The organism is Hyphomicrobium sp., from assembly GCF_041674905.1.
Classification (GTDB): Bacteria; Pseudomonadota; Alphaproteobacteria; order Rhizobiales; family Hyphomicrobiaceae; genus Hyphomicrobium_B.
On sequence record NZ_JBAYUV010000016.1, the window covers coordinates 1 to 22509 of the forward strand.

Genomic DNA, 22509 nt, shown 5'->3' on the forward strand with positions numbered 1-22509 from the left:
AGCGAATGCCGAGATGTTCTCCGGCACCTTGGCATCCTTGCCAGCGGTGAACATTTCCTGGGCCTGGCGGGTGAAGTCCTGGACTTGACGTGTAAAGGCATCGTTCATGGGGGACACTCCTCAGAAAAATTTGTAATGTGCTCTCAAATGCGGTCGACGCTCGACGGCGAAACCTTGAAAAATATATAGCGGATAGTTTTGTGCACCGCAACATCTTTTTTGCGGCGCGTCCTAAAAAAGGGGAATTCAGCCCCGTTTGAGGCCGGTTTCTACCTACTAAAGTAGGTTAGCTTAACCCTGACAGGTAGGTAAACACCTATCCTCGCCTTCGCAGATGCGAAACGGATTTGGCGTCTCAAGGTTCCATCGGAAGCTGCGGAAAAACCTCGCGATAGCCGAGGGCCGCGGAATCAAAGATGATGTCGCGGCGGGTCAGCGGGCGCGCGAGCGCTAGACCCTGCATCGTCCGGCATCGCGACAAAGCGACATAGGTCTGGCCGTGCGCGAAGGTGCCGGTACCAAGATCGATGTAGACCTTATCGAGGGTCAACCCTTGCGCTTTGTGGATCGTCAGCGCCCAGGCGAGGCGTAGCGGAAACTGCTTGAAGGTACCTGCGACCGTCTCGACGATCTTTTCCGCCGATTGGTCGAAGGCGTAGCGGCGGTGCTCCCAGGCGACCGGCTCGACCTCGTATTCGCGGCCGTTCACGTCGACGAAAACCTGTTTATCGGTGAGACGCGAGATGCGGGCGACCGTGCCGTTGACCCAGCGTTTGTCCGGGTCGTTGCGCAGCATCATCACTTTGGCGCCGGGTTTCAGCTCGAGGGCCGGATCGGCGGGTTCGATATTGGCGTTGAAGTCACCGGTGATCGTCGCGTTGAAGCGGACGGCGCGCTCGGGGAGCGCTTCGAGGTAGCGGTTGTTGATGCGTTTCGCCGCCGCGTTTGTGGTCGTCAGGATGACGTAGGGTTCGCCTTCGGCGAGGGTGCGGATCGGGCGGACGCAGGTGTTGATGAAGGCGAGATCGCTGTCGTTGACATTGCCGTCGCGGACCGCATTCAAGACGCGGATCAGATCGTCGTCCGTCTGCCGGAAGATTTGGGTCAGCTCGAGAAGCGACGTGCCAGCGCCTTCGCGCAGGGCCTCGATCAGGAAGAAGAATGGACTGCCATGGATGTCCGTGAGATGCGTTAGCACCTCCGGTTCCTGGATCACCGGCGGCAGCTGGTGAAGATCAGCGAACAATAGAACGCGAGCGCCGCCAAACGCCTCGCGCGGGCGGCCGCGGTTGATGCGCATCGCGCGGTCGATGCCCCACATCAAATCCGAGCGCACCATCGAGGCTTCGTCGATGACGAGGAATTCGAGCTTGCGCATCACGCGGCCGTTGCGGCTGCGCTTGATGTCAGTCTCTTGAATCAAGCGCGGCGGAAAGCCGAAGAACGAATGGATCGTCTGACCGCCGATATTGATGGCGGCAAGGCCGGTCGGCGCCAGTACAACCATGCGGTCGGCGTAGGCATCGCGCAGCGCTTTCAGGAGAGTCGATTTTCCGGTGCCGGCGCGGCCGGTGACGAAAAGATTGCCGCTGGGCTGTTCCAGGAAGCGCGCGGCGCGCTCAAAGGCTGGGGTCGGAGTAACGCCTTTGGGCCAGATCACGGCGATTTATCTTCCAGGAGCTTTGGGGATTGGAATCAGAAACCAAACGTCGGCAGTCAAGTCAATGGAATCAAAAGCGCACGAGAGCCAATCGACTCTCGTGCGCTTTCCAAGTCCAGGGAGAAAAAATGCTCAGTCTGCGGTCATGCTGCGCAGCTTGAAATCCTTGTCGAATTTCAGGTCGTAATTCCTGCCATCCTTGCACTTGGCGTCGTCGAGTTCGAATACGCCGGATGCTTCGGTTTCTTTTTCCCATTTGCCGCCTTCACAGCCCCAGGCCGCGGCGGCAGCGGTTGCCTGCTTTTGTTCGTCTTCGTTCAAAGGTGCGTCGGCGAGGGCGGGGAGCGAAAAGGCAAGGATGAGCGAAGAAGCCAAAAGCATGCGTTTCATCGGAAACTCCTGTGGTTTGCTGGGGCGATGACCCCTACGTGGGAGTTCCGATTCAGCACGGCAATGCGGGAATTTTTCCCGATCACGCGATTTCACGGCAAGTCCGGGGCTTAAGCAGCACCGCTGGCGCGCTCGGCCTCGCTCTTGCGAGTCTGGCGCTTGCGCTCGTTGGGATCGAGCCAACGCTTGCGCAGGCGAATGGATTTGGGCGTCACTTCGACGAGTTCTTCATCGGTGATGTAGCTCATCGCCTTTTCGAGCGTCAGCCGCATCGGAGGAGTCAGCAGCACCGCTTCGTCTTTGCCCGACGCGCGGACGTTGGTGAGCTTCTTACCCTTTACGACATTGACTTCGAGGTCGTTCTCGCGCGAGTGCTCGCCGACGATCATGCCCTCGTAAACGCGATCTTGCGGGTTGACCATGAAGGGGCCGCGGTCCTGCAGGTTGAAGATCGCATAAGCAACGGCTTCACCCGGACTGTTCGAGATCAAAACACCCGTTCGCCGTCCGGCGATCTCGCCCTTGAACGGTTTATATGAGTGAAACAGCTTGTTCATGATGCCGGTGCCGCGCGTGTCGGAGAGAAGCTCCGACTGATAGCCGAGCAGGCCGCGCGTCGGGACGTGGAACACCATGCGCGTGCGCCCGCCGCCCGACGGTTTCATTTCCAGGAGATCGCCTTTGCGTTCGGCAAGCTTCTGCACGACGACGCCCGTGTAGTTGTCGTCGACGTCGACGATGACTTCCTCGATCGGTTCGAGCCGCTGTTTGGTTTCCGGGTCGACCTCGAACACGACCTTCGGGCGCGAAACCGTCAGCTCGAAACCTTCGCGGCGCATATTCTCGATCAGGATGGCGAGCTGCAATTCGCCCCGGCCCGAGACGATAAAGCTGTCCTTGTCGTCATTTTCGTCGATGCGGATGGCGATGTTGCGCTCGGCTTCCTTGAAGAGGCGATCGCGGATGACGCGACTTTGCACCTTGTCGCCTTCCTGTCCGGCGAACGGACCGTCGTTGATGCGGAAGGTCATCGACAGTGTCGGCGGATCGACCGGCTGCGCGGGAAGCGGTTCCTCGACGGAGGGATCGCATAGCGTATCGGCGACGTTCGCCAGGCTCATGCCGGCCAGCGCGATGATGTCGCCGGCGCCGGCTTGCTCGACGGGCGTCCGTTCGAGGCCGTGAAAGGCAAGAACCTTTTGCACGCGGAACTGTTCGAGCACCTTGCCGTCGCGGTCGAGCGCCTTCAGCGCCTGGTTCGGCTTGACGGTGCCCGATGTGATGCGGCCGGTCAGAATACGGCCGAGAAACGGATCGGCGTCGAGCGTCGTCGCCAGCATGCGGAACGGGCCGTCGTCGACGGCGGGCGGCGGCACGTGCTCGAGGATCAAGTCGAACATCGGCCCAAGATTTTCCTTCGGTCCCGACGGATCGCGCGCCATCCAGCCGCTGCGGCCTGAGCCGTAGAGCACGGGGAAATCAAGCTGCTCGTCCGTCGCATCGAGATTGGCGAACAGGTCGAAGACCTCGTTCAGCACATCAAGGTGACGCTCGTCCGGGCGGTCGATCTTGTTGATCGCGACGATCGGGCGGAGACCGCGTTTCAGCGCTTTCGAGACGACAAATTTGGTCTGCGGCAGCGGGCCTTCGGAGGCGTCGACGAGGACGACCACACCGTCGACCATGTTCAGGATGCGCTCAACCTCACCGCCGAAGTCGGCGTGGCCGGGCGTATCGACGATGTTGATGTGCGTGCCCTTCCATTCGACGCTGGTGCATTTCGCGAGAATGGTGATGCCGCGTTCGCGCTCGATGTCGTTGGAATCCATGGCGCGTTCGGCGACTTTTTGGTTTTCGCGGAAGGAGCCGGATTGCTTCAAAAGCTCGTCGACCAGTGTCGTCTTGCCATGGTCGACGTGCGCGATGATCGCGATATTGCGAAGGGCCATTGGAAACCTAGAGTTGAATCGGCTGAGCGCCGCGGTGCGGCGCAATATCGCCCGCACCTAGCATGATCGCCCGGCCTGCCGCTAGGGCAGGGGGTTTCGGGCCGGGTGCGGCTTATCAGTCGGCAGCGATATCTTCACGTCTGTAAGGGTTTTTCGGCCGACGGTCGCGCATTTTCCTCTTCCCGGGTCCGCAGCGCCGTCAGAAAGGCATCGACCTCGGGCTTCGGCGCCGGCTCACGCGCCAGCCGGCGGCGCTGGTGATCCTGCATGATGCGCGCGGCCATGTCCGCACCAGGGACCTTCAGCCGGCGTGCTCCGGAAATTAATAACGGGCTTTGCGGCTCTTCGAGATCGAGTTCTTCGAGGAACGTTTCACGGAGCGCGAAGAAGGACTGCAGGATCGCTTCGCGGACCAATGTCTTCTGTTCCGCCGTCGCCTCCGGGTTGGTGCGCGGGTCGAGCGTTTGGAGCGCCCGGCGCATATCGTGCAGCGGCGCGTAGGGATAAAGCCCGACAAGCGTGCTCGTCTCGCCCGAATTTTTATAGACGATGCGCATCGTGTCGATGGTTTCGCTGATCTTGTAGAATGCCGCGAGATAATCGTCGGTCGCGAGATAAGGTTTTTCGCAGGTCGAAAGAAGCGCCGACTTGGTGCGTACGATGTTGCGCCATTCCTCCTCCAGGCTTTCGACGAACTTGGAGCGCTTCTGGAAAATGTTCGAGAGGTAGGCGACGCCGCCGGTCGCGATCAGCAGGGACATGTCCCGCATGAAGTCATAGATTTTATTGGCAGCGGACACGACAAATGGGGGGAGGCCGGATATGTCGTCGGCGAATTTCGAGGCCAACAACAGCAGCAGGACGGCCGTCAGGAGCCCATAGAGGCGGTTGAGCGTGCGGTTGACGGAAACGCGGGTCATCGGTCGGGCGTTCGAAGCTCAGTTGCCATGTTCAGTTGTCGGGCGCGGGTCGGGGAAGTGTTCCGGACATTCGTGACCGGATCGCGACGGAGAGGCGGTGGAGATTGCCCGAGATATGGCCGGATGAGATGGATTTGGCAAATCGGTGCGGGTCATATGCGGGGAGCGTGTTGCGCTAAAGCTGTTCGGCATCGTCCGGCCGCTTCAGGATGGCCCAGTTCATGATGGCGATCTGGGCGCCGATCAGCATCAGGACGATGTCGATGCGAAATCCGGTGACGGCGGCCCAAAGTCCAACGGCGACGCCCAGTCCGGCGATGATCTTGGCAGCCATGGCGCGGGAGGCGAACGTCGCGATGATGTCGCGGTAAATGCGGCCGCCGTCGAGTGGGAAGGCAGGAAGAAGATTGAAAATGGCCATGGCCAGATTGATGCGGGCGAGCGTCACCGTGGCATGCGCCAGCCAAGGTGTCTCGCTCATCCAGTCGGGCCGATCGGTATAATGGAAATATCCGGCGCCCGAGACCTCCGGCGAGCCGAGCAGGCGCCAGAGCGCAAGGAAGATCGCGGCGTTCGCCAAGGGTCCCGCGAACAAAATGATGATATTCGCGAGCGTCGACGGTGCGTTCGCAAGCATCCGCGCGTAGCCGTAAAATCCGCCGACGAGGATTTCGCCGACCGGCACGCCGAAGAGCCGCGCCAGTGCAGCATGGCCGAGTTCGTGAAACAGGACCGATAAAAACACGCCGATAACGATGGCTGCGAACGCCGGTGCCGCAATTGCAAAAGGCGCCTGCTGCAGGATGCCGAGCAGCAGTAGCGGCACGAATATAAACGTGACGTCGATCCGGATTGGAATCCGGCCGATGCGGAACAGCTCAAGGCGAGGCGTATCGTCGATAAAGTTCATGGCGGCCAGCCTTCGGCAAGACGCATCGTTTCGTCAAGCCGAAGTCGCAAGCACCTCAGTCGCCGCGGCGGATGACGAATTTCACCGTGTCCGATGGAATGCCGCTGATTTCCACCGTTACCGGTCCCTGGCCCATCGCGAAACGGATGCTTTTCCGGACGCCATCGCAATCCGTTTTGCTGGTATGCGCGGCGGATTTGAGAGTCTTGCCGTCTTGCACGACGTCGACCCAGCTCCGTATCGGAAGGGAAATCTGATAGATGCCGGGCTCGCCGACGTTTTCGAACGTCACGGCACCACCGAACTGGGTTTTGTCGGCTTCCTTGCGGCGACGGCTCTGGTCGGCCGTGAACTTGACTTGCTCCATCGGGAGCAGCGACAGCGCGATGGCTTTCGCAGGAGGTTCCTTGAGGGTGGCGCCGGACGCGACGGCTTCGCTGTCGGCGGCCTTCAGCCATTGCAGCTCGGTTGCGATCGCCCAGGCGAAGGTTTCGCAGCCGCCCGGCTCGGCGGCATAGGCGTTCAATGGCACCAGACATGCCGCCGCTGCAACTGCGGCCCAGATCGATCTCTGCATTTTCATGTTTAGTCTATGGCCACCATGACGTCGGAGGATTTGATCACCGCCGATGCCGTCATGCCTTTGACAAGGCCCAGATCGTCGACGGATTCGTTGGTGATCGAAGCGGTGACGATCGTGCCGCCGACATCAATGCGGACATGGGCGGTCGTCGCGCCTTTGACGATGTCGACGACTTTCCCCTTCAGAACGTTCCTGGCGCTGATCTTCATGGCGGCTCCCGGAGTTGTCGCGTTGGTCTATCTTTAGACGATGCTTTTCGCGTAGAGATCGGTCCGGCGATCCCGGAAAAATCCCCAGTCGGCACGATAGCTTTCGATCAGGTCGAGGTCAAAGGCATGGATCAATACGCCTTCGTCTGACGACCCGAAACTTTCGACAAGCTCGCCGCGATGATCGCTGATGAACGAGTGGCCATAGAATTTCTGTTTCACGCCGGCGTTGTCCTCGAGGCCGATGCGGTTGGCGGCGACGATCGGAACGGCGTTCGAGACCGCATGGCCCTGCATCGCGCGCTGCCACGGCAGATGCGTGTCGAGCGCCGCATCGTAGGGCTCGGAGCCGATAGCGGTCGGATAGAACAGGATTTCAGCGCCTTGCAGCACCATGGCGCGGGCGCATTCCGGATACCACTGATCCCAGCAGATGCCGACGCCGATGCGGCCGAACTTCGTCGCCCAGGTTTTGAAGCCAGTGTCGCCTGGGCGGAAATAATACTTTTCCTGATAGCCGGGGCCATCCGGGATGTGGCTCTTGCGGTAGACGCCGAGGATTTCGCCGTCGGCATCGGCGATCGCGATGCTGTTGTAATAGCGCGGACCGTCCTTCTCGAAGAACGAGATCGGAATGACGACTCCAAGCTCTTTCGCGAGTTTCTTGAGTGCGAGCACGCAGGGATGTTCGTTTGCGGCGTGGGCCGTCTCGAACCATTTCGGGTCCTGTCGCGTGCAGAAGTAGATGCCCTCGAACAGCTCCGACGGCAAAATCACCTCAGCGCCCTTGCGTGCAGCTTCACGCACGAAGGCTTCCGTCTTGCCAATGTTGGCTTTGAGGTCGTGACCATACGACGTCTGGATCGTGCCGACGGTGATCGATCGTTTCGACATCAGGCCGGCTCCTGTTGAGTGATGCAGTGGAACGAGCCGCCGCCCGCCTCGCCGCATCCGAGCAGGCCGCGCGAGGACACGCCGACGACGGCGCGATCCGGGAAGACAGCTTGCAGGGCTTGCAGCGCGTCGGCTTCGGTGGCGGTTCCGTAGATCGGTACGACGACGACGGCGTTGGCGATGATGAAGTTCATGTGTGATGCAGGCGAGACTTCGCCGAGCGCGTTGCGATAGAGGCCGACGCCCGGAATGCGGATGACGTCGAGCTTGCGCCCTGCGGCATCGGTTTCGCGAGCCAGCGTCGCGGCGATGGCGTCGAGCGTCGCGGCGTTCGGATCGTCGGGTCCGGCAGGTGCCTGGCAGACGACGCGGCCCGGCGCCACGAAGCGCGCGATGTTGTCGACGTGTCCGTCCGTGTGATCGTTCTTCAGACCCTCGTCGATCCAGATGATTTTCTTCGCACCGAAGGCTTCACGAAGCGCTGCCTCGGCAGCGTCTTTTGCCCAGCCGTTGCGGTTGGGGTTCAGAAGCGTTTGCCGCGTCGTCAGGATCGTGCCTTCGCCGTCGTGATCGACCGCGCCGCCTTCAAGCACGAAGTCGAAACGACGGATCGGTGTCTTGGCGATGGAGGCAACATGGTCGCCGACGGTCGCGTCGTCGGGAAGGTCGTACTTGCCGCCCCAGCTGTTCGTCTTGAAGCGCAGCGCGACGACGCCTTCAGGCGTCCGTGCAAAGATCGGTCCGGTATCGCGCAGCCAGATGTCGCCGTACTTCGCCGGGATGATTTCCGCGACGTCGATCGATAGGGCAGCATGCGCGGTCGTTTGCGCTTCGTCGCCGTTCGCAAGGACGCGGACCTTGTTGCCGGCGATGCTCAGCGCGCGGACCAGCGCCGCCACGTCACGGCGCGGCGTTTCGAGATCGCCGTTCCATTCGCCGGGGTCGGCGGGCCACGCCGTCCAGATCGCTTTCTGCGGCGCCCATTCCGAAGGCGTTACGATGGGGGTTTTGCTCGGCGCCGTCGTCATATCTGTCCCTAAGTTTGTCGCCGCGGTGCTTTGCCGGACGCGCGCTGGCGCTCATCCTGCGCGAGATCGCCATGTCGTGGACCGTGCCACGGGTGTCAAGAGTTAGCTTACCGTCACGGATCTGTCGCGCGGCGGGCGCGCCAGCCTAGCGTTAATGTTTCGCGAACATCGAGCCGAGCAACGCGACCACGATCACCGCCGGAATGGTGATCATCAGGACGGCGCCGAGCGTGACCGCCAGCCCGAGCATCAGAAATACGACAACTGCGAGCAGCAGAAGCATCGCAAGGAAGACGACGGCGCGAACGACCCATTCGCGCCATCCGTCAATGACGGTCGTCTCTCCGTTCCTGGTGATGACGATCATGATCAAATTCCGCGTCGTTCATCCCGATAATAAGCTCGAAGTCTACTTTGGGTTCCGCTGTCCAAGCGTGCGCAGCCGCAGCGCGTTGAGCTTGATGAAGCCCTGGGCATCCTTCTGGTCGTAAGCGCCCTTGTCGTCCTCGAAGGTCACGAGGGTCGGCGAATAAAGCGACTTCGGGCTCTCGCGTCCGACGGTGATGACGTTGCCCTTGTAGAGTTCGAGCGTCACTTCGCCTTCGACGTGCTCCTGCGATTTGTCGATCAAGGCTTGCAGCATCTCACGCTCGGGCGCGAACCAGAAGCCATTATAGATCAGCTCGGCGTAGCGCGGCATGATCTCGTCTTTCAGATGCGCGGCGCCGCGATCGAGCGTGATGCTCTCGATGGCGCGATGGGCCGCAAGCAGGATCGTGCCGCCTGGCGTTTCGTAGACGCCGCGCGACTTCATGCCGACGAAGCGGTTTTCGACGAGGTCGATGCGGCCGATGCCATTGTCGCGGCCGAGATCGTTCAGCGCCTTGAGCAGCGTCGCCGGAGAGAGCTTCTTGCCGTCCAGCGAAACGGCGTCGCCTTTCTCGAAGCCGATCTTGATCGTCGTCACCTTGTCGGGCGCGGCCATCGGAGAAATCGTGCGCTGATAGACCAGCTCGGGGGCTTTAACGGCCGGATCTTCGAGAACCTTGCCTTCCGAGGACGAGTGCAGAAGGTTGGCGTCGACCGAGAACGGCGACTCGCCTTCCTTGTCCTTGGCGACGGGAATTTGATGATCCCGAGCGAACTTCAAAAGTTCTTCGCGGCCCTTGAACGCCCATTCGCGCCAGGGGGCGATGATCTTGATGCCCGGCTGCAGAGCATAATAGCCAAGCTCGAAGCGGACCTGATCGTTGCCTTTGCCCGTCGCGCCGTGGCAGACGGCGTCGGCGCCGACCTTCTTGGCGATCTCGATCTGCTTTTTCGAGATGAGCGGGCGGGCGATCGACGTTCCGAGGAGATAGACGCCTTCGTAGACGGCGTTGGCGCGGAACATCGGGAATACGTAGTCGCGGACGAATTCCTCGCGCAGGTCTTCGACGAAAATGTTCTCGGGCTTGATGCCGAGCAGCAGAGCTTTCTTGCGCGCCGGCTCCAGTTCCTCGCCCTGGCCGAGATCGGCGGTAAACGTCACGACTTCGGCGTCGTAGGTTTCCTGCAGCCATTTCAGAATGATCGACGTATCGAGGCCGCCCGAATAGGCGAGGACGACTTTCTTCACGGCTTTGGGTGCGGCGGTCATGCGGGCTGGCTTTCGATTTGATTGTAGGGTGAGGAACGCGCGGCACTATAGGGGCGACGGTGTCGGTCGCAAGTGCGGGCGAAGCGGCAACGCGACACGCCGCACGCGTAAGGATTATGACGCTTTAACGAAAGTCCGGGTCACGTGACGTTGGCGATCGCCACACGGGGACAGGTTCAGTCGGAGCGTGCTCGGCGGCTTGCCGATACGCGGTTCTCGACGATCAGGATCGCCGTTTTTTGTAGGCGAAGCCAAAGCGGCGGGCACACGCTTTGGCGCTGCGATTCGCGGGGGCGGATAGCTCTATTCGAGAGGCGCGCGGGGCTGATCCGATGGCCGGATGCGCCGAACGCCGCGAAATGCAAATCCCTTAGGGCTTTGCTCGGCTGGTTATTCATTGCAAAATCCGCATGTTAGGTTCGCTGCATTGCCATTGCGCATCGCATCAATTCCATAAACATAAAAATGGCGCGGGAGCGTTGTTTGGCGTAGGTCGCCAGGGCTCGAAATGCTAAGGAAATGGGAAGTTTTCTGAGGGGGGAGAGCGACCGTGTCGAGACTGAGCGGATACCTTGCGGTGCTGTTTTTGGCTGGGAGCGCATTGGCGTTGCCGCTCTCGGCGGAAGAGATAACGGTCACCATACCGCCCGATCCGCCGGCGCAAACTGCGGCCTCCGACACGCCTGAAGCTCAGCCGTCGACGCCGTCGTTTGTCGACAGCAGTTCCGCGACGTCGGCCGTGGCGCAGGACACGACATTGCCGCCGCCGGAAACTCAACAGGAAGCAGCGCCGCCGCCAGAACCGCCCCAGGCGAGCGAAAGCACGCCCGCGCCGGAAGCTGCACCGGCTGCTCCGAAGCATCAGGCTAAAGCCAAAAAGGCGACGGCGCCTGCCGGCGCAGCGGCTGCGTCCGAGACACCCGCTCACGCCGATGCTGCTCCCGCGAAGCCCAAGGCCAAGAAAGCGAGCGCGGCGGTGTCTTGCAAAAAGCTCGATGAAACCGCATGCGGCGGTAATTCGGCGTGCATCTGGGTTGTCGGCACGCCCGCAGAGGGTGCGAGCAAGGGGACTACGGCCGGGTGCCGGTCGCTTGCGGCGATGAAGAAAGAAGCAGAAAAGGCCCAGAAAGCCGCCAAAGCAGGCGCTTCTGAAGTCTTGCCCTGGGCTGCTCACACCGGCAGCATTCCGGAGAGCGGAGCAGGCGCTACATCGGCGGGTGCCGCGTCGACAGGTGATGGCGCGGCGAAACCGGCAGCTGCGAAGAAGACCAAGACGGCTACCGCGAAGAAGCCAGCCAAGCCAAAAACGGCTGAGCCCACGCCGCCTGCTGCTTCAGAAAGCGGAGATCAAGCAGCTCCATCGGCCGATGCACCAGCGGCGTCCGGTACGGACTGATTTTGCGGTTGAGCCGGCTCGTCGTTTGGCGCGTTAGTGGAGATAGGACGCACGCCGCCGGCGCGGCTCGAAGCTATTGCGCGGGCTGTTGTTGTCGTTGAACATGGAGCGCCATTGCGCGCACGCCGCGTCGGCGGCATCCATCGCGCAGGTGCTTGCTCGTGCTGTTGGAGCGGCGACCGAGTAGGGCACGCCGTAGCTCAGCATCATCGCCGTCAGCGGACCTTGGTAGAAAGTCCACGGGCTCGCGTTCAGGAATACGTTTGCGGTGAGCGAAGGCCAAGCGGCGGCGCCAGCCACCATTGCCGTCGAGGCGGGCGTTGCCCATGCCTGCCAAGCCTCGGCCATCGGGTTATTGGTTCGCGGCGGAGCGTTGACGTTCGTCCAACAGTCGAGCCAGTTTTGCCAGAGCGAAAACGGGTCGATGTTCGGTGCCGCAGGCGGGCTTGTCGTCGCGTGAATGGTATTAACCAGTTCGTCGTTGAAATTGCTTTGCCATGCAATTCCAGCGGCAAGCGAAGCCTGGCCCATTTCAAAAAGGGCCTCGGTAGCCTTTTGCAGGCATCGGAAATGGAGCGCAAAATCGAACACGGGCGAGATCCCCCCGAAAAACCCGATCATAGCAGAAGTGTTGCATTGCAGCAATCATGATGCGGCACGGTAAGACGGCGACGGAAGTCCTCGGATTTGCTGCCTTGTTGGGCATTTGGCGTCGACTCGCCCAAATATTTTTGTTGCCGATGAGACGCGAACTAGCGGTTCGGATCGGCCGAGCCGGTGTTTTGTTCGGTGTTTTGTCCGTCGACGGGTGCGGCATTTGCCTCTGCCGGGCCTGTTTCGCTCTGTCTGAAACTGAGCCGGTTCAGAAGCGTGCGATAGGTCGGCCGTGGCGTCGCGAGCGTCGTTGGTTTGCGTTGGGGAGCGCTTTCCGCGTTCGAGCTTTCGCCGGGCGATTGCGCGACAACGTCGGGGACTGAAGGCCCTTGGGCTGTCGCCGGTTCAAGCCTGGCGCGGCCTGCAAATTGGCCCGCCGCAAGCCAATAGACAAAGCCTGCGAAGAAGCCGGTCGTCAGAAACGTTTTCAAAGCGTAGTTGTTGAAGATCGTCGGCTCACCCTGAACCTCGCTCGCGTATTGCGCGGCGAAGCCAAGGGCTGCGATTGCAACGCCCCCGATGAGGTAGAACGGAAGGCCGCGTAGCGAAAAGAGTTCGCCGAGGCCTGCCACGATCAGCGCGAAGATGGAGGCAAAGATCGCGACGTGCGTTGCCGTCAGCAGCGCCAGCTCGAAGGTTTCTCCGGCGGTGCGCGGCAAGCGGCTCATAGGCTGGTTCAGGACCTCGCTCGGGGTGTTGACGAACAACATCGTCACGAACCCCGCCGCGATGCTCGCGAGGATAAACCCGAACGCCACCCGGGCGAATGATCCCAGGAACTTCAACACACGACCCTGCCCTGACCCGCCTTACACTCGGGTCAATTTACAAGGCCTAAGCTCCGGGGCTCAATAGAATTATCAGAATTAGCCGGTGCCGGGCGCGTGGAATAAGCGTCCTATGCCTTCTCGGCACCAGTGCGGCGCTCGCTGGCGCTCAGGCGCAGGCTTTCCGAGCGCAATTGTCCGCAGGCCGCCAGGATATCGCGGCCGCGCGGCGTCCGCACGGGGCTCGCGTAGCCTGCCCGGTTGACGACCTCGGCGAAGCGTTCGATCGTTTCCCAGTCGGAGCATTCGTAGCGCGTATTGGGCCACGGATTGAACGGGATCAGATTGATCTTCGCCGGGATGCCCGCGAGCAGCTTCACCAGGGCGCGCGCCTCGGCGAGGCTGTCGTTGACGCCCTTCAGCATGACGTATTCGAACGTGATGCGGCGTGCGTTCGAAAGCCCCGGATAGTCGCGGCAAGCCTGCATCAGTTCGGCGATCGGGTACTTGCGATTGATCGGCACCAGCTCGTCGCGCAGCGCGTTGTTCGTCGCATGTAGCGAAATGGCGAGCATGGTGTCGGCTTCCTCGCCCCATCGCGGAATTTCAGGGACGACGCCTGACGTCGAAAGCGTGATGCGCCGCTTGGAGAGCGCTAGGCCGTCGCCGTCGGAGGCGACCTCCATGGCGGCTTTGACGTTGTCGAAATTGTAGAGCGGCTCGCCCATGCCCATCAGCACGACGTTGGTGATCTTGCGCTCGCTCGACGGAAGCAGGCGGCCGTCGTCGGGTCCCTTGGCGCCGGGCCAGTCGCCGATGCGGTCGCGCGCCAGCATGATCTGGGTGACGATCTCTTCGGCTTCGAGATTGCGCACGAGGCGCTGCGTGCCGGTATGGCAGAACGAGCACGTCAACGTGCAGCCGACCTGGCTCGAGATGCAGAGCGTGCCGCGATCGCTTTCGGGAATGTAGACGGTTTCGACTTCGGGCGGGCGCGCTTCGTGGCCGCGTTTTGCCAAGCGCAGAAGCCATTTGCGCGTGCCGTCGACGGAGATTTGCTCGGAGACGATCTCCGGACGCTCCATTGTATAAAGTGCATCGAGCTGGCGGCGCAGATCCTTCGAGACGTCGGTCATGTCCTCGAAACGCGTGACACCGCGCACGTAAATCCAGCTCCACAGCTGGGCCACGCGCATGTTGAGCTGCTTCTCCGGGACGCCCCCGGCCGCAAGGGCTTCTTTCAGGCGCGCGCGCGTCAAACCCGCCAGCGAGCGTTTCTCGGCGGCAGGCTGAGCCAAGGTATCGGCGTCGATTTTAACGAATTGGGCAGCAGTCATAACGAAAAATGGCTTCGAGCTTCGGGAATGCGCACTTCTACAGGCGTTTGCGGGGAATGGATAGCTTCGGGTTGCCGCGTCACATTTTTTGGTTGGCGCTTGGCGGCCGGCGCGCGGAACGCGTGTCGCCAAGCGCGGACGTTACAAGATAAATCGGCTGAGATCGGCGTTTTTCGAAAGCTGGCCGACGCGGTCCGTCACGTAAGCGCCGTCGATCGCGAGTGCCTGACCGTTACGGTCAGAGGCTTCGAAGGAGATTTCGTCGAGGACGCGTTCGAGGACGGTCTGCAGGCGGCGAGCACCGATGTTCTCAACCGTCGAGTTCACTTCGACGGCGGCATCGGCGATGGCGTCGATGGCGTCGGGCTTGAATTCGAGCGTCACGCCTTCGGTTTCCATCAGCGCAACGTACTGCTTGATCAGGCTGGCGTGGGGCTCCGTCAGGATGCGTTTCAGGTCGTCTCGCGTCAGGGCGCTCAGCTCGACGCGGATCGGCAGGCGGCCCTGCAATTCGGGGAGCAGGTCGGACGGTTTCGAGACGTGAAAAGCGCCGGAGGCGATGAACAGGATGTGGTCGGTTTTCACCGGGCCGTGCTTGGTGCTGACAGTCGTGCCTTCGATGAGCGGAAGGAGGTCACGCTGCACGCCTTCGCGCGAGACGTCGGCGCCGCCGCGCGTGCCATCTCCGCGCGAACAGATCTTGTCGATCTCGTCGAGAAAAACGATGCCGTTGTTCTGCACCGCCGTGACGGCCTCGGCCGTGATCTGATCAGTGTCGATCAGCTTGTCGCTTTCGTCGGCGATCAGGATTTCGAAGCTGTTCTTCACGGTGACGCGACGCGGCTTGGTGCGCTGGCCGAGAGCTTTGCCCAACATGTCGCCGAGATTGATCGCCGACATCGAGGCGCCGCCGGGCAAATCGAACATCGGCATTTGCGGCGCCGTGTCGGCGACAAGGATGTCGATTTCCTTGTCGTTCAACTCATTGTTGCGCAGCTTTTTGCGGAAGCTTTCGCGCGTGGCGGGCGACGAGCCGCTGCCGCAGAGCGCATCGATGACGCGTTCCTCGGCTGCCTTTTCGGCGCGGGCGCGAACATCCTGGCGTTTGACGTTCTTGACGAGGGCGATGCCGACTTCGACGAGGTCGCGGATGATACTGTCGACGTCGCGGCCGACGTAGCCGACCTCGGTGAACTTCGTGGCTTCGACTTTCAGGAACGGCGCGCCGGCAAGCTTTGCGAGACGGCGCGAGATTTCGGTTTTGCCGACGCCCGTCGGGCCGATCATCAGAATGTTTTTCGGTAAGACTTCATCGCGCAGCTCGCCTGTCAGCTGCTGGCGGCGCCAGCGGTTGCGCAAGGCGATCGCGACGGCGCGCTTGGCGTCGTGCTGGCCGACGATATAGCGATCGAGTTCGGAAACGATTTCGCGGGGAGAGAAGTTGGTCATTGCCTGGCCGGTGGAAGATTGCGCGTGAACGGCATGTTCTGGAGCAACGGCAGCAAGCGTTGCCGCAGCGGATGCCAAAAGACGCCAAGGAGAAGAACGAAGCCGCCGACGAGGGCGAGCGTCAGGATAAAGGATATCGGGATGCCGCCGCGATCCGGCAAGCCGACGCCGCCGCTCAGGATGTCGTAGACGGCGACGGTGAACGAGGCGAGCGAGGAGACGAGCAGCGCCCGGCGGTCGATGGCGAGAGCGAAAATCGCCAGTAGGAGCACGGTCAGAATAATGATTGCGGATGTCGCGCCGCTGTTCGTTGCGTGCTTGATCAGCATGAGGGCGGGCGACACGATCAGGGGCGCGGCGACGAGATGCAGCCAGAAGGCGCAATCCGATAGGCGCGTGACGCGTTGCGGGTCGCGGGCGTCGTAGGCGAGCGCCACCGCAAGCACGATTAGGCCATAGCCAATCGCGGTAAGGGAGAAGCCGACGCCGATGCCGTAAAGGCTTCGCGCGGCGACCGCATATCCGAAGCAGGCGATCAGCGCGAGCGCGAATGGCAGGCGGAAGCGCAGATAATAGATCAGCGATGCGATCAGCGCGGGGATGCAGAAGACAAGCGTCGGATTTCGCCAGAAGGCCAGCTCAGAAGCGACATCCCAGTTCGATGTCTTGAGGTTGTCCCAGTGCAGCTGGATGACGACGGCGGAGGCCGCGAACACGACGAACAGGATCGACAGCGCCATGCCTGGCAGGACGGCGCGCAGGCGGGCGACCAGAATTTCGCTTAGAGCCCAGAACACCGCCGCGCCAACCGCCATCGTCGCCGCCCAGCCGAGGCCGAAGAAGGTCGTCGAAGTCGCGCCGAGCACGGCGCCAGCCACGAGCAGCACGCCGATCGTCAGGAAGACGTCGTTGAAGCCGTTGAGGAAACGAAAGCGTTCTTCGTCGGCAAGCGCGGGTTCGCCATCGGGGCCGATCGGGGGCGTGGACGAGCCGCGCATGGCGCGCAGTTTTTCGGCCTGCGCGGCGTCGATGACGCCAGCGTCGACGGCGGCCTTGAGGTCGTCAGGGGGTAGTTCATTGGCCATGATCGGGCTCTGCGCCGTTTATGAAGGTCGCGCGTCGAGGGTTTCGACCACGATGTTGCTGTTGGTGTAAACGCAGATTTCGGCGGCAATAGACATCGCCTTGCGGGCGATTGCCTCGGCGTCGAGCGGCTGGTCGAGAAGCGCGCGGGCGGCGGCAAGGGCGTAGTTGCCTCCCGAGCCAATGCCAGCGATGGCGTTTTCGGGCTCCAGGACGTCGCCGGTGCCGGTCAAGACCAGCGTCGTCGTTGCGTCGGCAACGATCATCATGGCTTCGAGGCGGCGCAGGAAACGGTCGGTGCGCCAGTCCTTGGCAAGCTCGACGCAGGCGCGGGTCAATTGTCCGGGGTATTGCTCGAGCTTGGCTTCGAGGCGCTCGAACAGGGTGAAGGCGTCGGCGGTCGCGCCCGCGAAGCCGCCGATTACGTCGCCCTTGCCGAGGCGGCGGACTTTCCGGGCATTCGATTTGATGACCGTCTGGCCGAGGCTGACCTGACCGTCGCCGGCAACTACAACCTTGCCATCCTTGCGAACCGTGAGGATCGTGGTGGCGTGCCAGCTCAAACTGCCGGAATTTTGCGTTTCATGCGTCATATGTATCGCGTCAGTTAAGCTCTTGGTGTCAGGATGCAAGGATATGATGCAAGGATATAGCGTCTAGATTTGCCTCGGCGACTCCCCTACGGGGAGCCGGCCGCCGAGGCGTTGTTCAATAGTTTGGCGGGTCTTGGCCTGCCGGGGCTCAAGCTGATAAACGCTCGGGCGGGCCTCGGCAACGAAAGGCTTTGTTGTCGACCTTGGCGGCTCGCTGAGAGAGCTGGCAGCCAGGGCCATCATTGGAGATTGATTCACGTGAAGCGCCAGGCGACGATCACGCGCAAGACGAAGGAGACCGAAATCTCCGCGACCGTCAATCTCGACGGTTCGGGCGCGTACGACATTTCGACCGGGATCGGCTTTCTTGACCATATGCTCGAGCAGTTGGCGCGGCATTCGCTGATCGACATCACGCTCCGGGCCAAGGGTGACCTGCACATCGATTTCCATCATACGGCCGAGGACTCGGGCATCGTTCTCGGGCAGGCGATCGCGCAGGCGCTTGGCGACAAGGCTGGCATCGTTCGCTATGCCGACGTCCATCTGCCGATGGACGAGACGCTGACGCGCGTCGCGATCGACGTGTCGGGCCGTCCGTTCCTGATCTGGAAAGCCGAATTTTCTCGCCACAAGATCGGCGAGATGGATACCGAGCTTTTCCGCGAATGGTTTCAGGCGTTCGCGCAGAATGCGGGCATAACGCTGCACGTCGAAAACCTTTACGGCGAGAACAACCACCATATCGCGGAGACTTGCTATAAGGGGCTGGCGCGTGCTCTCAAGGCTGCGATCGCCGTCGACCCGCGCCAAGCCGGTCGCGTGCCTTCGACGAAGGGTACGCTCTAAGGTTGATCGCGGAACGGAGTTTTGCTTTGCCGGTGTCGAGGAGTTTGTCTTCCGTGGTGACTTACACTGTTCATGAGCCGCCGGATGCCGGTTCCGACCGCGTCGATCGCGGCGTCGAACTCGAATTCGTCAAGGACGGGTTTTCGTGGCTGACGGCAATCTTTCCGCCGTTTGGATTGCTGGCCAATGGGCTCTGGCTTTTTACGATCGCGTATCTCGTGGGTGCGGTCGTTGTTGGATGGGCGCTCAGCGCATTGAAACTCGGTCCGCAGATCACCGGGTTCGTTTTTCTGCTGATCAATATTTACCTGGGTTTCGAGATTTCGACGCTGAAACGCTGGATGCTCGAGCGGACTGGGTGGCAGGCGCTGGGGGTCGTCACTGGCAAATCGATCGCTGAGTGCGAGCGGCGTTTCTTCGAAAGCTGGCTTCCGGCGCAGCCGATCATCGCAGCCGAAACGGCTGGGCCGTCGGGGACGTCGGTCCCGCCCATGACAGCGCGCGGCGGTTCGCGGTTCTGGCCATTCGGCGCGTGGCGCTGAGCTGAAAAGCAAATGCAGAACGTCGTTATCATCGATTACGGCTCGGGGAATCTTCACTCCGCCGCGAAAGCTTTCGAGAGCGCGTCGCGCGATAGCGGAGCCGACGCCACCATCATCGTCAGCCCGCGTCCGGAGGATGTGCTGGCGGCGGATCGCATCGTGCTGCCGGGCGTCGGGGCCTATGCCGATTGCAAGCATGGTCTCGAGCGCGTTCCGGGCCTGATCGCGGCGCTTGAAGACGCCGTGCGTGCGAAGGGACGTCCGTTTCTCGGCATTTGCGTCGGGATGCAGCTTCTGAGCGAGCGGGGACTCGAGTTCGCCGAGACACCGGGGCTTGGCTGGATCGGCGGCGAAGTGCGCGCCATCGAGCCGAAAGATCCGGCGCTCAAAATTCCGCACATGGGCTGGAATACGCTGAACGTCGTCAACGCACATGCGCTGCTCGACGGTATTCCGACGGGGCCGGATGGATGGCACGCGTATTTCGTGCACTCGTTCGGCCTGGTGCCGAAAGAGCGCCGCGTCATCGTCGCCGAGACGGACTACGGCGGGCCGATCACGGCGCTCGTCGCCGACGGCAATATCGCGGGCACGCAGTTTCACCCTGAGAAGAGCCAGAAACTCGGGCTCAAGCTGATCGCGAACTTCCTGTCGTGGAAACCGTAGACGCGGCGGCGGACGTCAATCCGCCGCTGACACGTCTAAAGAGCACTTCGCCGGTCATATTGTAATTGCTGAGACGGCTGTTGCTCGATGCGTCGAGGATGACCGCCTGCGCGGCCATGACGATGGTGAGTCAAAAAACGTCGAGACGTGCGTCAGGCGACATCCAACCTGCAGTTACCTCCAACGCTTCAGTGAGAAGGCGGGCGACGCCAGTTACCGCAGACTGAAAAGCGGTCCAGACGCCGCGCGGCAGCTGCCATGACGCTGCCGGTTCCTCGTCTTCGAGGCGTCCCTGCATCCATTGCATATGAGCAGCGACGCGCTGGTCGGCGCGGCCTAGCTCGTGCACGGCGAGTTCATCGGGGTGATCGAACAGGATGGCCAGGCGCCGCTTGATCTGATCGGCGCTGAGCCAAGTGCGCACATACCAGACTCCGTTGCCTACGGGCGCGTATTCAGAGGCGATATAGGGGAGTGAGAACGCGACCGCCCAGGTGTCCTGGTTGGGGGATTTCGGGGTGTGATGGACGAGATACGTTTTCATGGCTGTTTACCGGGGGGCGTTGGGGGGATCAGGGCAAGGGACGCGGAACGCAACTCACTAAAAACGCAAATTCGGCTCGGGTCGGCGCCGGTTCGAGAAAAAGGAGGCCCGGGATCGGGGGGATGATCCCGAGGCGCTCCATCATGGTCTTTGAGCGGGACGGACCCATTGGACGACGAAGGGGGGAGACGGTCCCGCCCCGCCCAAAGACCTGAAACTCAGCCGGCAAATTTAGCCGGCTCTGGCGAATGGCAGCTCGGGCTCCATCGGCTCGGACGCAAGCGTCTGCAGCGAGGGGAAGGCGATGATGTTGCCGTCCGGCGCGAGATCGAGACCGGGGCGGCGTTGGCGGAACCAGCGCAGCGAGGTGTTGGTCAGCACAGCGTCGCGCTTGGTCGCCTGGATCAGCAAGCCGTCATCTTCGCTAAGCAGCTCTCTGAGGTCAGCCTCAAGCTCGACTTCCTCGCGGTCCGACATTACGTACCAGGTGTCGACGAGCGGACGGGCCCACTTGTCGCCAAGCCCCATGATGAGCTGAGCGATGACGTGCTGGTTGCGGTTCGGCTTGGCGAGGTCGTACGAGATCAAGTAGGTGCGCATCGGGGGGCTCTCCTAGGCGTGCGAGGAAGGGTCGATACGCTACGGTGACCCGGGACGGCGACTGATTTAGGGCGCCGTGAACATATAAAGAACATGCCACGACTCAGCGCAGTTGTCCAGCACTTGTTCTGAAAATGTTCTTGTGAAGTTCTTAATATCGTAGCATGATCAACTCTGGTCGGGCAGGTGGAGAACGTTCGCCATTGCGTCACAAACGGGCGGTCCACGAGCGACAGTAATGAGGCAGGTATCCGCCGCGCGTATACCGGCCTCCCAGACGTTGGCTTCAGGTCGTCGAAGCTGCGTTAGAAGTGATAGTTGATGCCGACCTTTAGGGTCGTGTCGGAGGTGTCGATCTTTTTCAACGGCAGCAGCTTGCCGTCTCCCATCAGGCCGAGCTGGTAGGTATTGGTGCCGAAATCGGAATAGAGCCCTTCGACTTTGAGGGATACGCGCTGGGTAAAGAGCCACTCGAAGCCACCGCCCACGACGTAGCCGGTGTTCCATTGGCTCTTCTTGAGGCTGTAGGGACCGTGACCGCCGACAGAGACCGGACGGCACCAGCCGGCAATTACGGCCGAAGCGTCTGGCGGGCAGGACTCGCCGTATTCAAGGTCCTGGAAAGCAACGCCGCCGGTTGCGTAGGCGAGCACAGCAGGGGTCAGAAGGACACCGGCGCGCGCGCGGATGGTTGCGGTGTGCTGGATATTGGATGTTTCGACCAGGTAGTTGCCGTCGCGTTTCGAGTCTGAGATGTTGGCGAAATTGAAATCGCCTTCGACGCCGATCACAAAGCGGTCAATCTGATGGTTGTAGCCGATCGTGCCGCCGATCGTTGCTCCTGATGGGCTCTGGTTCGGAGGGCCGCAATCACCGCATGGGTTGGGCGGCGCCACATAGGGATTTTTACCCGGCCAATCCCAATTCCCCCAGGAATAACCGGCATTTAAGCCAGCGTAAAACCCTGTCCAATTGGAACCTTCGGCAATTGCCGGGCCGTCCTTCAGACTTCCCCGGTAGTCGTCGTCGGCTGACGCAGATTGCATCCCAACGACAAGCGCAGGCACGATGGCCGCGAACACAAATGACTTAATCAACGCACACCCCACACACTGGAACTCAACAAGATGTTAACAACTTATTAACATTATCCGTGAGCCGACAATGTCGATATGCCGTGGGTGGGAATATTGATCGGATCTCGTGTCGCCGATGCAACGATGAGTGCGACGGGCCGAAATTTACACGTCCGGAAATAGGCAGAGTTGGCCAGGGTGTGCCGCTAGAGGAACGCGGCGGTGGGGGCCGGGGTCGAACCGGACTTCAATTCCGGGGAAGCGAGCCTGGAATTCCTCAAGCGCCCGGGCACGGCTGCCGGGAAAGCGCGCTTCCTCCCAGATTTCGTAGAGGCGGCGTGGGTCGCAGGCATAGCGTCGCTGCAGGTCTACCGGCCGGATGCGGAGCCAGCGCGCGATCCAGATGTCAACGGCGTCGTCTTCAGTCAGCGGGCGTCGCGCGATGGGGGGCGGAGGCTCGACTAGGAACGCTGTCACCATGAAACGTCACACTTTGTGCGCTGCTATTCCCTTGCGGGAGCCGGCCGCCTCTTTGATTTGCGCGTTGCGACTCCGCTTCGCGGAGCCGGCCGCAACGCGCACTTGACGCCGCGCCCAGAAGACTTAAGGACCGAACAAAGCAAACTGATGGCCGTTGTGACTCACCAAACTGCGGTCACCGTTGCACTTTCCTTCTCCCTTGGGGTGAAGGTGGCCGCAGGCCGGATGAGGGACTTCGAGGCACGAAACAAGTCCCTCACCTGCCCTTCGGGCATCCTCTCCCGTTTCGGG

General features: G+C 61.5%; 25 protein-coding genes. 5 read left to right on the forward strand and 20 right to left on the reverse strand.

Features of this window, described 5'->3' with window-relative positions:
- Positions 1–355: 355 nt before the first annotated feature.
- From WC026_RS08610 to WC026_RS08660, 11 genes are all read right to left on the reverse strand, one after another.
- Positions 356–1660, reverse strand: a complete 1305-nt coding sequence (locus tag WC026_RS08610) for an ATP-dependent RecD-like DNA helicase (RefSeq protein ID WP_372710456.1) — start codon at positions 1658–1660, stop codon at positions 356–358.
- A gap of 132 nt (positions 1661–1792) precedes the next feature.
- A complete protein-coding gene (locus WC026_RS08615) occupies positions 1793–2146 on the reverse strand; it encodes a hypothetical protein (protein WP_372710458.1) in 354 nt (117 codons plus the stop codon).
- A gap of 14 nt (positions 2147–2160) precedes the next feature.
- On the reverse strand, positions 2161–3999 hold the full coding sequence (typA, locus tag WC026_RS08620; protein WP_372710459.1) for a translational GTPase TypA: 1839 nt from the start codon (positions 3997–3999) through the stop codon (positions 2161–2163).
- A 134-nt stretch (positions 4000–4133) separates the two neighbouring features.
- A complete protein-coding gene (locus tag WC026_RS08625; protein WP_372710460.1) occupies positions 4134–4919 on the reverse strand; it encodes a hypothetical protein in 786 nt (261 codons plus the stop codon).
- Positions 4920–5094: 175 nt separating this feature from the next.
- Positions 5095–5829, reverse strand: coding sequence for a site-2 protease family protein (locus WC026_RS08630; protein WP_372710461.1), 735 nt, complete (start codon positions 5827–5829; stop codon positions 5095–5097).
- Positions 5830–5884: 55 nt separating this feature from the next.
- The gene (locus WC026_RS08635) at positions 5885–6406 is read right to left on the reverse strand and encodes a hypothetical protein (RefSeq protein WP_372710462.1); all 522 of its coding nucleotides are present in this window, start codon (positions 6404–6406) and stop codon (positions 5885–5887) included.
- Positions 6407–6414: 8 nt separating this feature from the next.
- A complete protein-coding gene (locus tag WC026_RS08640) occupies positions 6415–6621 on the reverse strand; it encodes a molybdopterin-binding protein (RefSeq protein ID WP_372710463.1) in 207 nt (68 codons plus the stop codon).
- A 33-nt stretch (positions 6622–6654) separates the two neighbouring features.
- Entirely contained in the window at positions 6655–7515 is an 861-nt protein-coding gene (aguB, locus tag WC026_RS08645; RefSeq protein WP_372710464.1) for an N-carbamoylputrescine amidase, read from the reverse strand.
- Positions 7515–8543: an agmatine deiminase family protein gene (locus WC026_RS08650; protein ID WP_372710465.1), complete on the reverse strand. Its 1029-nt coding sequence runs from the start codon at positions 8541–8543 to the stop codon at positions 7515–7517. The genes aguB and WC026_RS08650 overlap by 1 nt, the downstream gene beginning before the upstream one ends.
- 151 nt (positions 8544–8694) lie before the next feature.
- Positions 8695–8910, reverse strand: a complete 216-nt coding sequence (locus WC026_RS08655) for a hypothetical protein (RefSeq protein ID WP_372710466.1) — start codon at positions 8908–8910, stop codon at positions 8695–8697.
- Positions 8911–8952: 42 nt separating this feature from the next.
- Positions 8953–10182: an argininosuccinate synthase gene (locus WC026_RS08660; RefSeq protein WP_372710468.1), complete on the reverse strand. Its 1230-nt coding sequence runs from the start codon at positions 10180–10182 to the stop codon at positions 8953–8955.
- 550 nt (positions 10183–10732) lie between these two features.
- On the opposite strand from WC026_RS08660, the gene WC026_RS08665 reads away from it, so the two are divergent.
- Positions 10733–11578 (forward strand): hypothetical protein, encoded by an 846-nt coding sequence (locus WC026_RS08665; protein WP_372710469.1) that lies wholly within the window; start codon positions 10733–10735, stop codon positions 11576–11578.
- Positions 11579–11611: 33 nt separating this feature from the next.
- Here the strand turns inward: WC026_RS08665 and WC026_RS08670 are convergent, their stop codons facing one another.
- The 6 genes from WC026_RS08670 to hslV all read right to left on the reverse strand — a co-directional run bounded on the left by WC026_RS08670 (position 11612) and on the right by hslV (position 17461).
- Entirely contained in the window at positions 11612–12109 is a 498-nt protein-coding gene (locus tag WC026_RS08670; protein WP_372710470.1) for a hypothetical protein, read from the reverse strand.
- Positions 12110–12330: 221 nt separating this feature from the next.
- Entirely contained in the window at positions 12331–13020 is a 690-nt protein-coding gene (locus WC026_RS08675; RefSeq protein WP_372710471.1) for a hypothetical protein, read from the reverse strand.
- A gap of 110 nt (positions 13021–13130) precedes the next feature.
- On the reverse strand, positions 13131–14336 hold the full coding sequence (rlmN, locus tag WC026_RS08680) for a 23S rRNA (adenine(2503)-C(2))-methyltransferase RlmN (RefSeq protein WP_372710472.1): 1206 nt from the start codon (positions 14334–14336) through the stop codon (positions 13131–13133).
- Between the two features lie 141 nt (positions 14337–14477).
- Entirely contained in the window at positions 14478–15785 is a 1308-nt protein-coding gene (gene hslU / locus WC026_RS08685; RefSeq protein WP_372710474.1) for an ATP-dependent protease ATPase subunit HslU, read from the reverse strand.
- Entirely contained in the window at positions 15782–16870 is a 1089-nt protein-coding gene (locus WC026_RS08690; protein ID WP_372710475.1) for a hypothetical protein, read from the reverse strand. The genes hslU and WC026_RS08690 overlap by 4 nt, the downstream gene beginning before the upstream one ends.
- A gap of 18 nt (positions 16871–16888) precedes the next feature.
- Positions 16889–17461: an ATP-dependent protease subunit HslV gene (gene hslV, locus WC026_RS08695; protein WP_372710476.1), complete on the reverse strand. Its 573-nt coding sequence runs from the start codon at positions 17459–17461 to the stop codon at positions 16889–16891.
- A 258-nt stretch (positions 17462–17719) separates the two neighbouring features.
- Here hslV and hisB point away from each other — a divergent pair, with 258 nt between their 5' ends.
- Genes hisB through hisH form a run of 3 tightly spaced genes read left to right on the forward strand, consistent with a single transcriptional unit; the run spans position 17720 to position 19518 of the window.
- Positions 17720–18310: an imidazoleglycerol-phosphate dehydratase HisB gene (gene hisB / locus WC026_RS08700; protein ID WP_372710477.1), complete on the forward strand. Its 591-nt coding sequence runs from the start codon at positions 17720–17722 to the stop codon at positions 18308–18310.
- 53 nt (positions 18311–18363) lie between these two features.
- Positions 18364–18852, forward strand: a complete 489-nt coding sequence (locus WC026_RS08705) for a DUF2628 domain-containing protein (protein ID WP_372710478.1) — start codon at positions 18364–18366, stop codon at positions 18850–18852.
- Positions 18853–18864: 12 nt separating this feature from the next.
- Positions 18865–19518 carry an imidazole glycerol phosphate synthase subunit HisH gene (gene hisH, locus WC026_RS08710; protein WP_372710479.1) on the forward strand — a complete coding sequence of 218 codons (654 nt, stop codon included), beginning with the start codon at positions 18865–18867 and terminating at the stop codon, positions 19516–19518.
- A 130-nt stretch (positions 19519–19648) separates the two neighbouring features.
- Here hisH and WC026_RS08715 read toward each other — a convergent pair whose 3' ends face one another.
- From WC026_RS08715 to WC026_RS08725, 3 genes are all read right to left on the reverse strand, one after another.
- Positions 19649–20062, reverse strand: coding sequence for a hypothetical protein (locus WC026_RS08715; RefSeq protein ID WP_372710480.1), 414 nt, complete (start codon positions 20060–20062; stop codon positions 19649–19651).
- A 231-nt stretch (positions 20063–20293) separates the two neighbouring features.
- Positions 20294–20662 (reverse strand): hypothetical protein, encoded by a 369-nt coding sequence (locus WC026_RS08720; RefSeq protein WP_372710481.1) that lies wholly within the window; start codon positions 20660–20662, stop codon positions 20294–20296.
- 305 nt (positions 20663–20967) lie between these two features.
- Positions 20968–21744: an outer membrane protein gene (locus WC026_RS08725; RefSeq protein ID WP_372710482.1), complete on the reverse strand. Its 777-nt coding sequence runs from the start codon at positions 21742–21744 to the stop codon at positions 20968–20970.
- Between the two features lie 216 nt (positions 21745–21960).
- Here WC026_RS08725 and WC026_RS08730 point away from each other — a divergent pair, with 216 nt between their 5' ends.
- Positions 21961–22203, forward strand: a complete 243-nt coding sequence (locus WC026_RS08730; RefSeq protein WP_372710483.1) for a hypothetical protein — start codon at positions 21961–21963, stop codon at positions 22201–22203.
- The last annotated feature ends 306 nt before the right edge of the window (positions 22204–22509 follow it).

Bases quoted from the DNA above. Each gene is read 5' to 3' on its own strand.
- WC026_RS08625 (WP_372710460.1), bottom strand. From the start codon at position 4,919: ATGACCCGCGTTTCCGTCAACCGCACGCTCAACCGCCTCTATGGGCTC.
- hisH (WP_372710479.1), top strand. From the start codon at position 18,865: ATGCAGAACGTCGTTATCATCGATTACGGCTCGGGGAATCTTCACTCC.
- hslV (WP_372710476.1), bottom strand. From the start codon at position 17,461: ATGACGCATGAAACGCAAAATTCCGGCAGTTTGAGCTGGCACGCCACC.
- typA (WP_372710459.1), bottom strand. From the start codon at position 3,999: ATGGCCCTTCGCAATATCGCGATCATCGCGCACGTCGACCATGGCAAG.
- aguB (WP_372710464.1), bottom strand. From the start codon at position 7,515: ATGTCGAAACGATCGATCACCGTCGGCACGATCCAGACGTCGTATGGT.
- WC026_RS08650 (WP_372710465.1), bottom strand. From the start codon at position 8,543: ATGACGACGGCGCCGAGCAAAACCCCCATCGTAACGCCTTCGGAATGG.
- WC026_RS08660 (WP_372710468.1), bottom strand. From the start codon at position 10,182: ATGACCGCCGCACCCAAAGCCGTGAAGAAAGTCGTCCTCGCCTATTCG.
- WC026_RS08635 (WP_372710462.1), bottom strand. From the start codon at position 6,406: ATGCAGAGATCGATCTGGGCCGCAGTTGCAGCGGCGGCATGTCTGGTG.
- rlmN (WP_372710472.1), bottom strand. From the start codon at position 14,336: ATGACTGCTGCCCAATTCGTTAAAATCGACGCCGATACCTTGGCTCAG.
- WC026_RS08630 (WP_372710461.1), bottom strand. From the start codon at position 5,829: ATGAACTTTATCGACGATACGCCTCGCCTTGAGCTGTTCCGCATCGGC.
- WC026_RS08670 (WP_372710470.1), bottom strand. From the start codon at position 12,109: ATGGGCCAGGCTTCGCTTGCCGCTGGAATTGCATGGCAAAGCAATTTC.
- WC026_RS08640 (WP_372710463.1), bottom strand. From the start codon at position 6,621: ATGAAGATCAGCGCCAGGAACGTTCTGAAGGGGAAAGTCGTCGACATC.
- hslU (WP_372710474.1), bottom strand. From the start codon at position 15,785: ATGACCAACTTCTCTCCCCGCGAAATCGTTTCCGAACTCGATCGCTAT.
- WC026_RS08720 (WP_372710481.1), bottom strand. From the start codon at position 20,662: ATGCGCACCTACTTGATCTCGTACGACCTCGCCAAGCCGAACCGCAAC.
- WC026_RS08690 (WP_372710475.1), bottom strand. From the start codon at position 16,870: ATGGCCAATGAACTACCCCCTGACGACCTCAAGGCCGCCGTCGACGCT.
- WC026_RS08655 (WP_372710466.1), bottom strand. From the start codon at position 8,910: ATGATCGTCATCACCAGGAACGGAGAGACGACCGTCATTGACGGATGG.
- WC026_RS08715 (WP_372710480.1), bottom strand. From the start codon at position 20,062: ATGAAAACGTATCTCGTCCATCACACCCCGAAATCCCCCAACCAGGAC.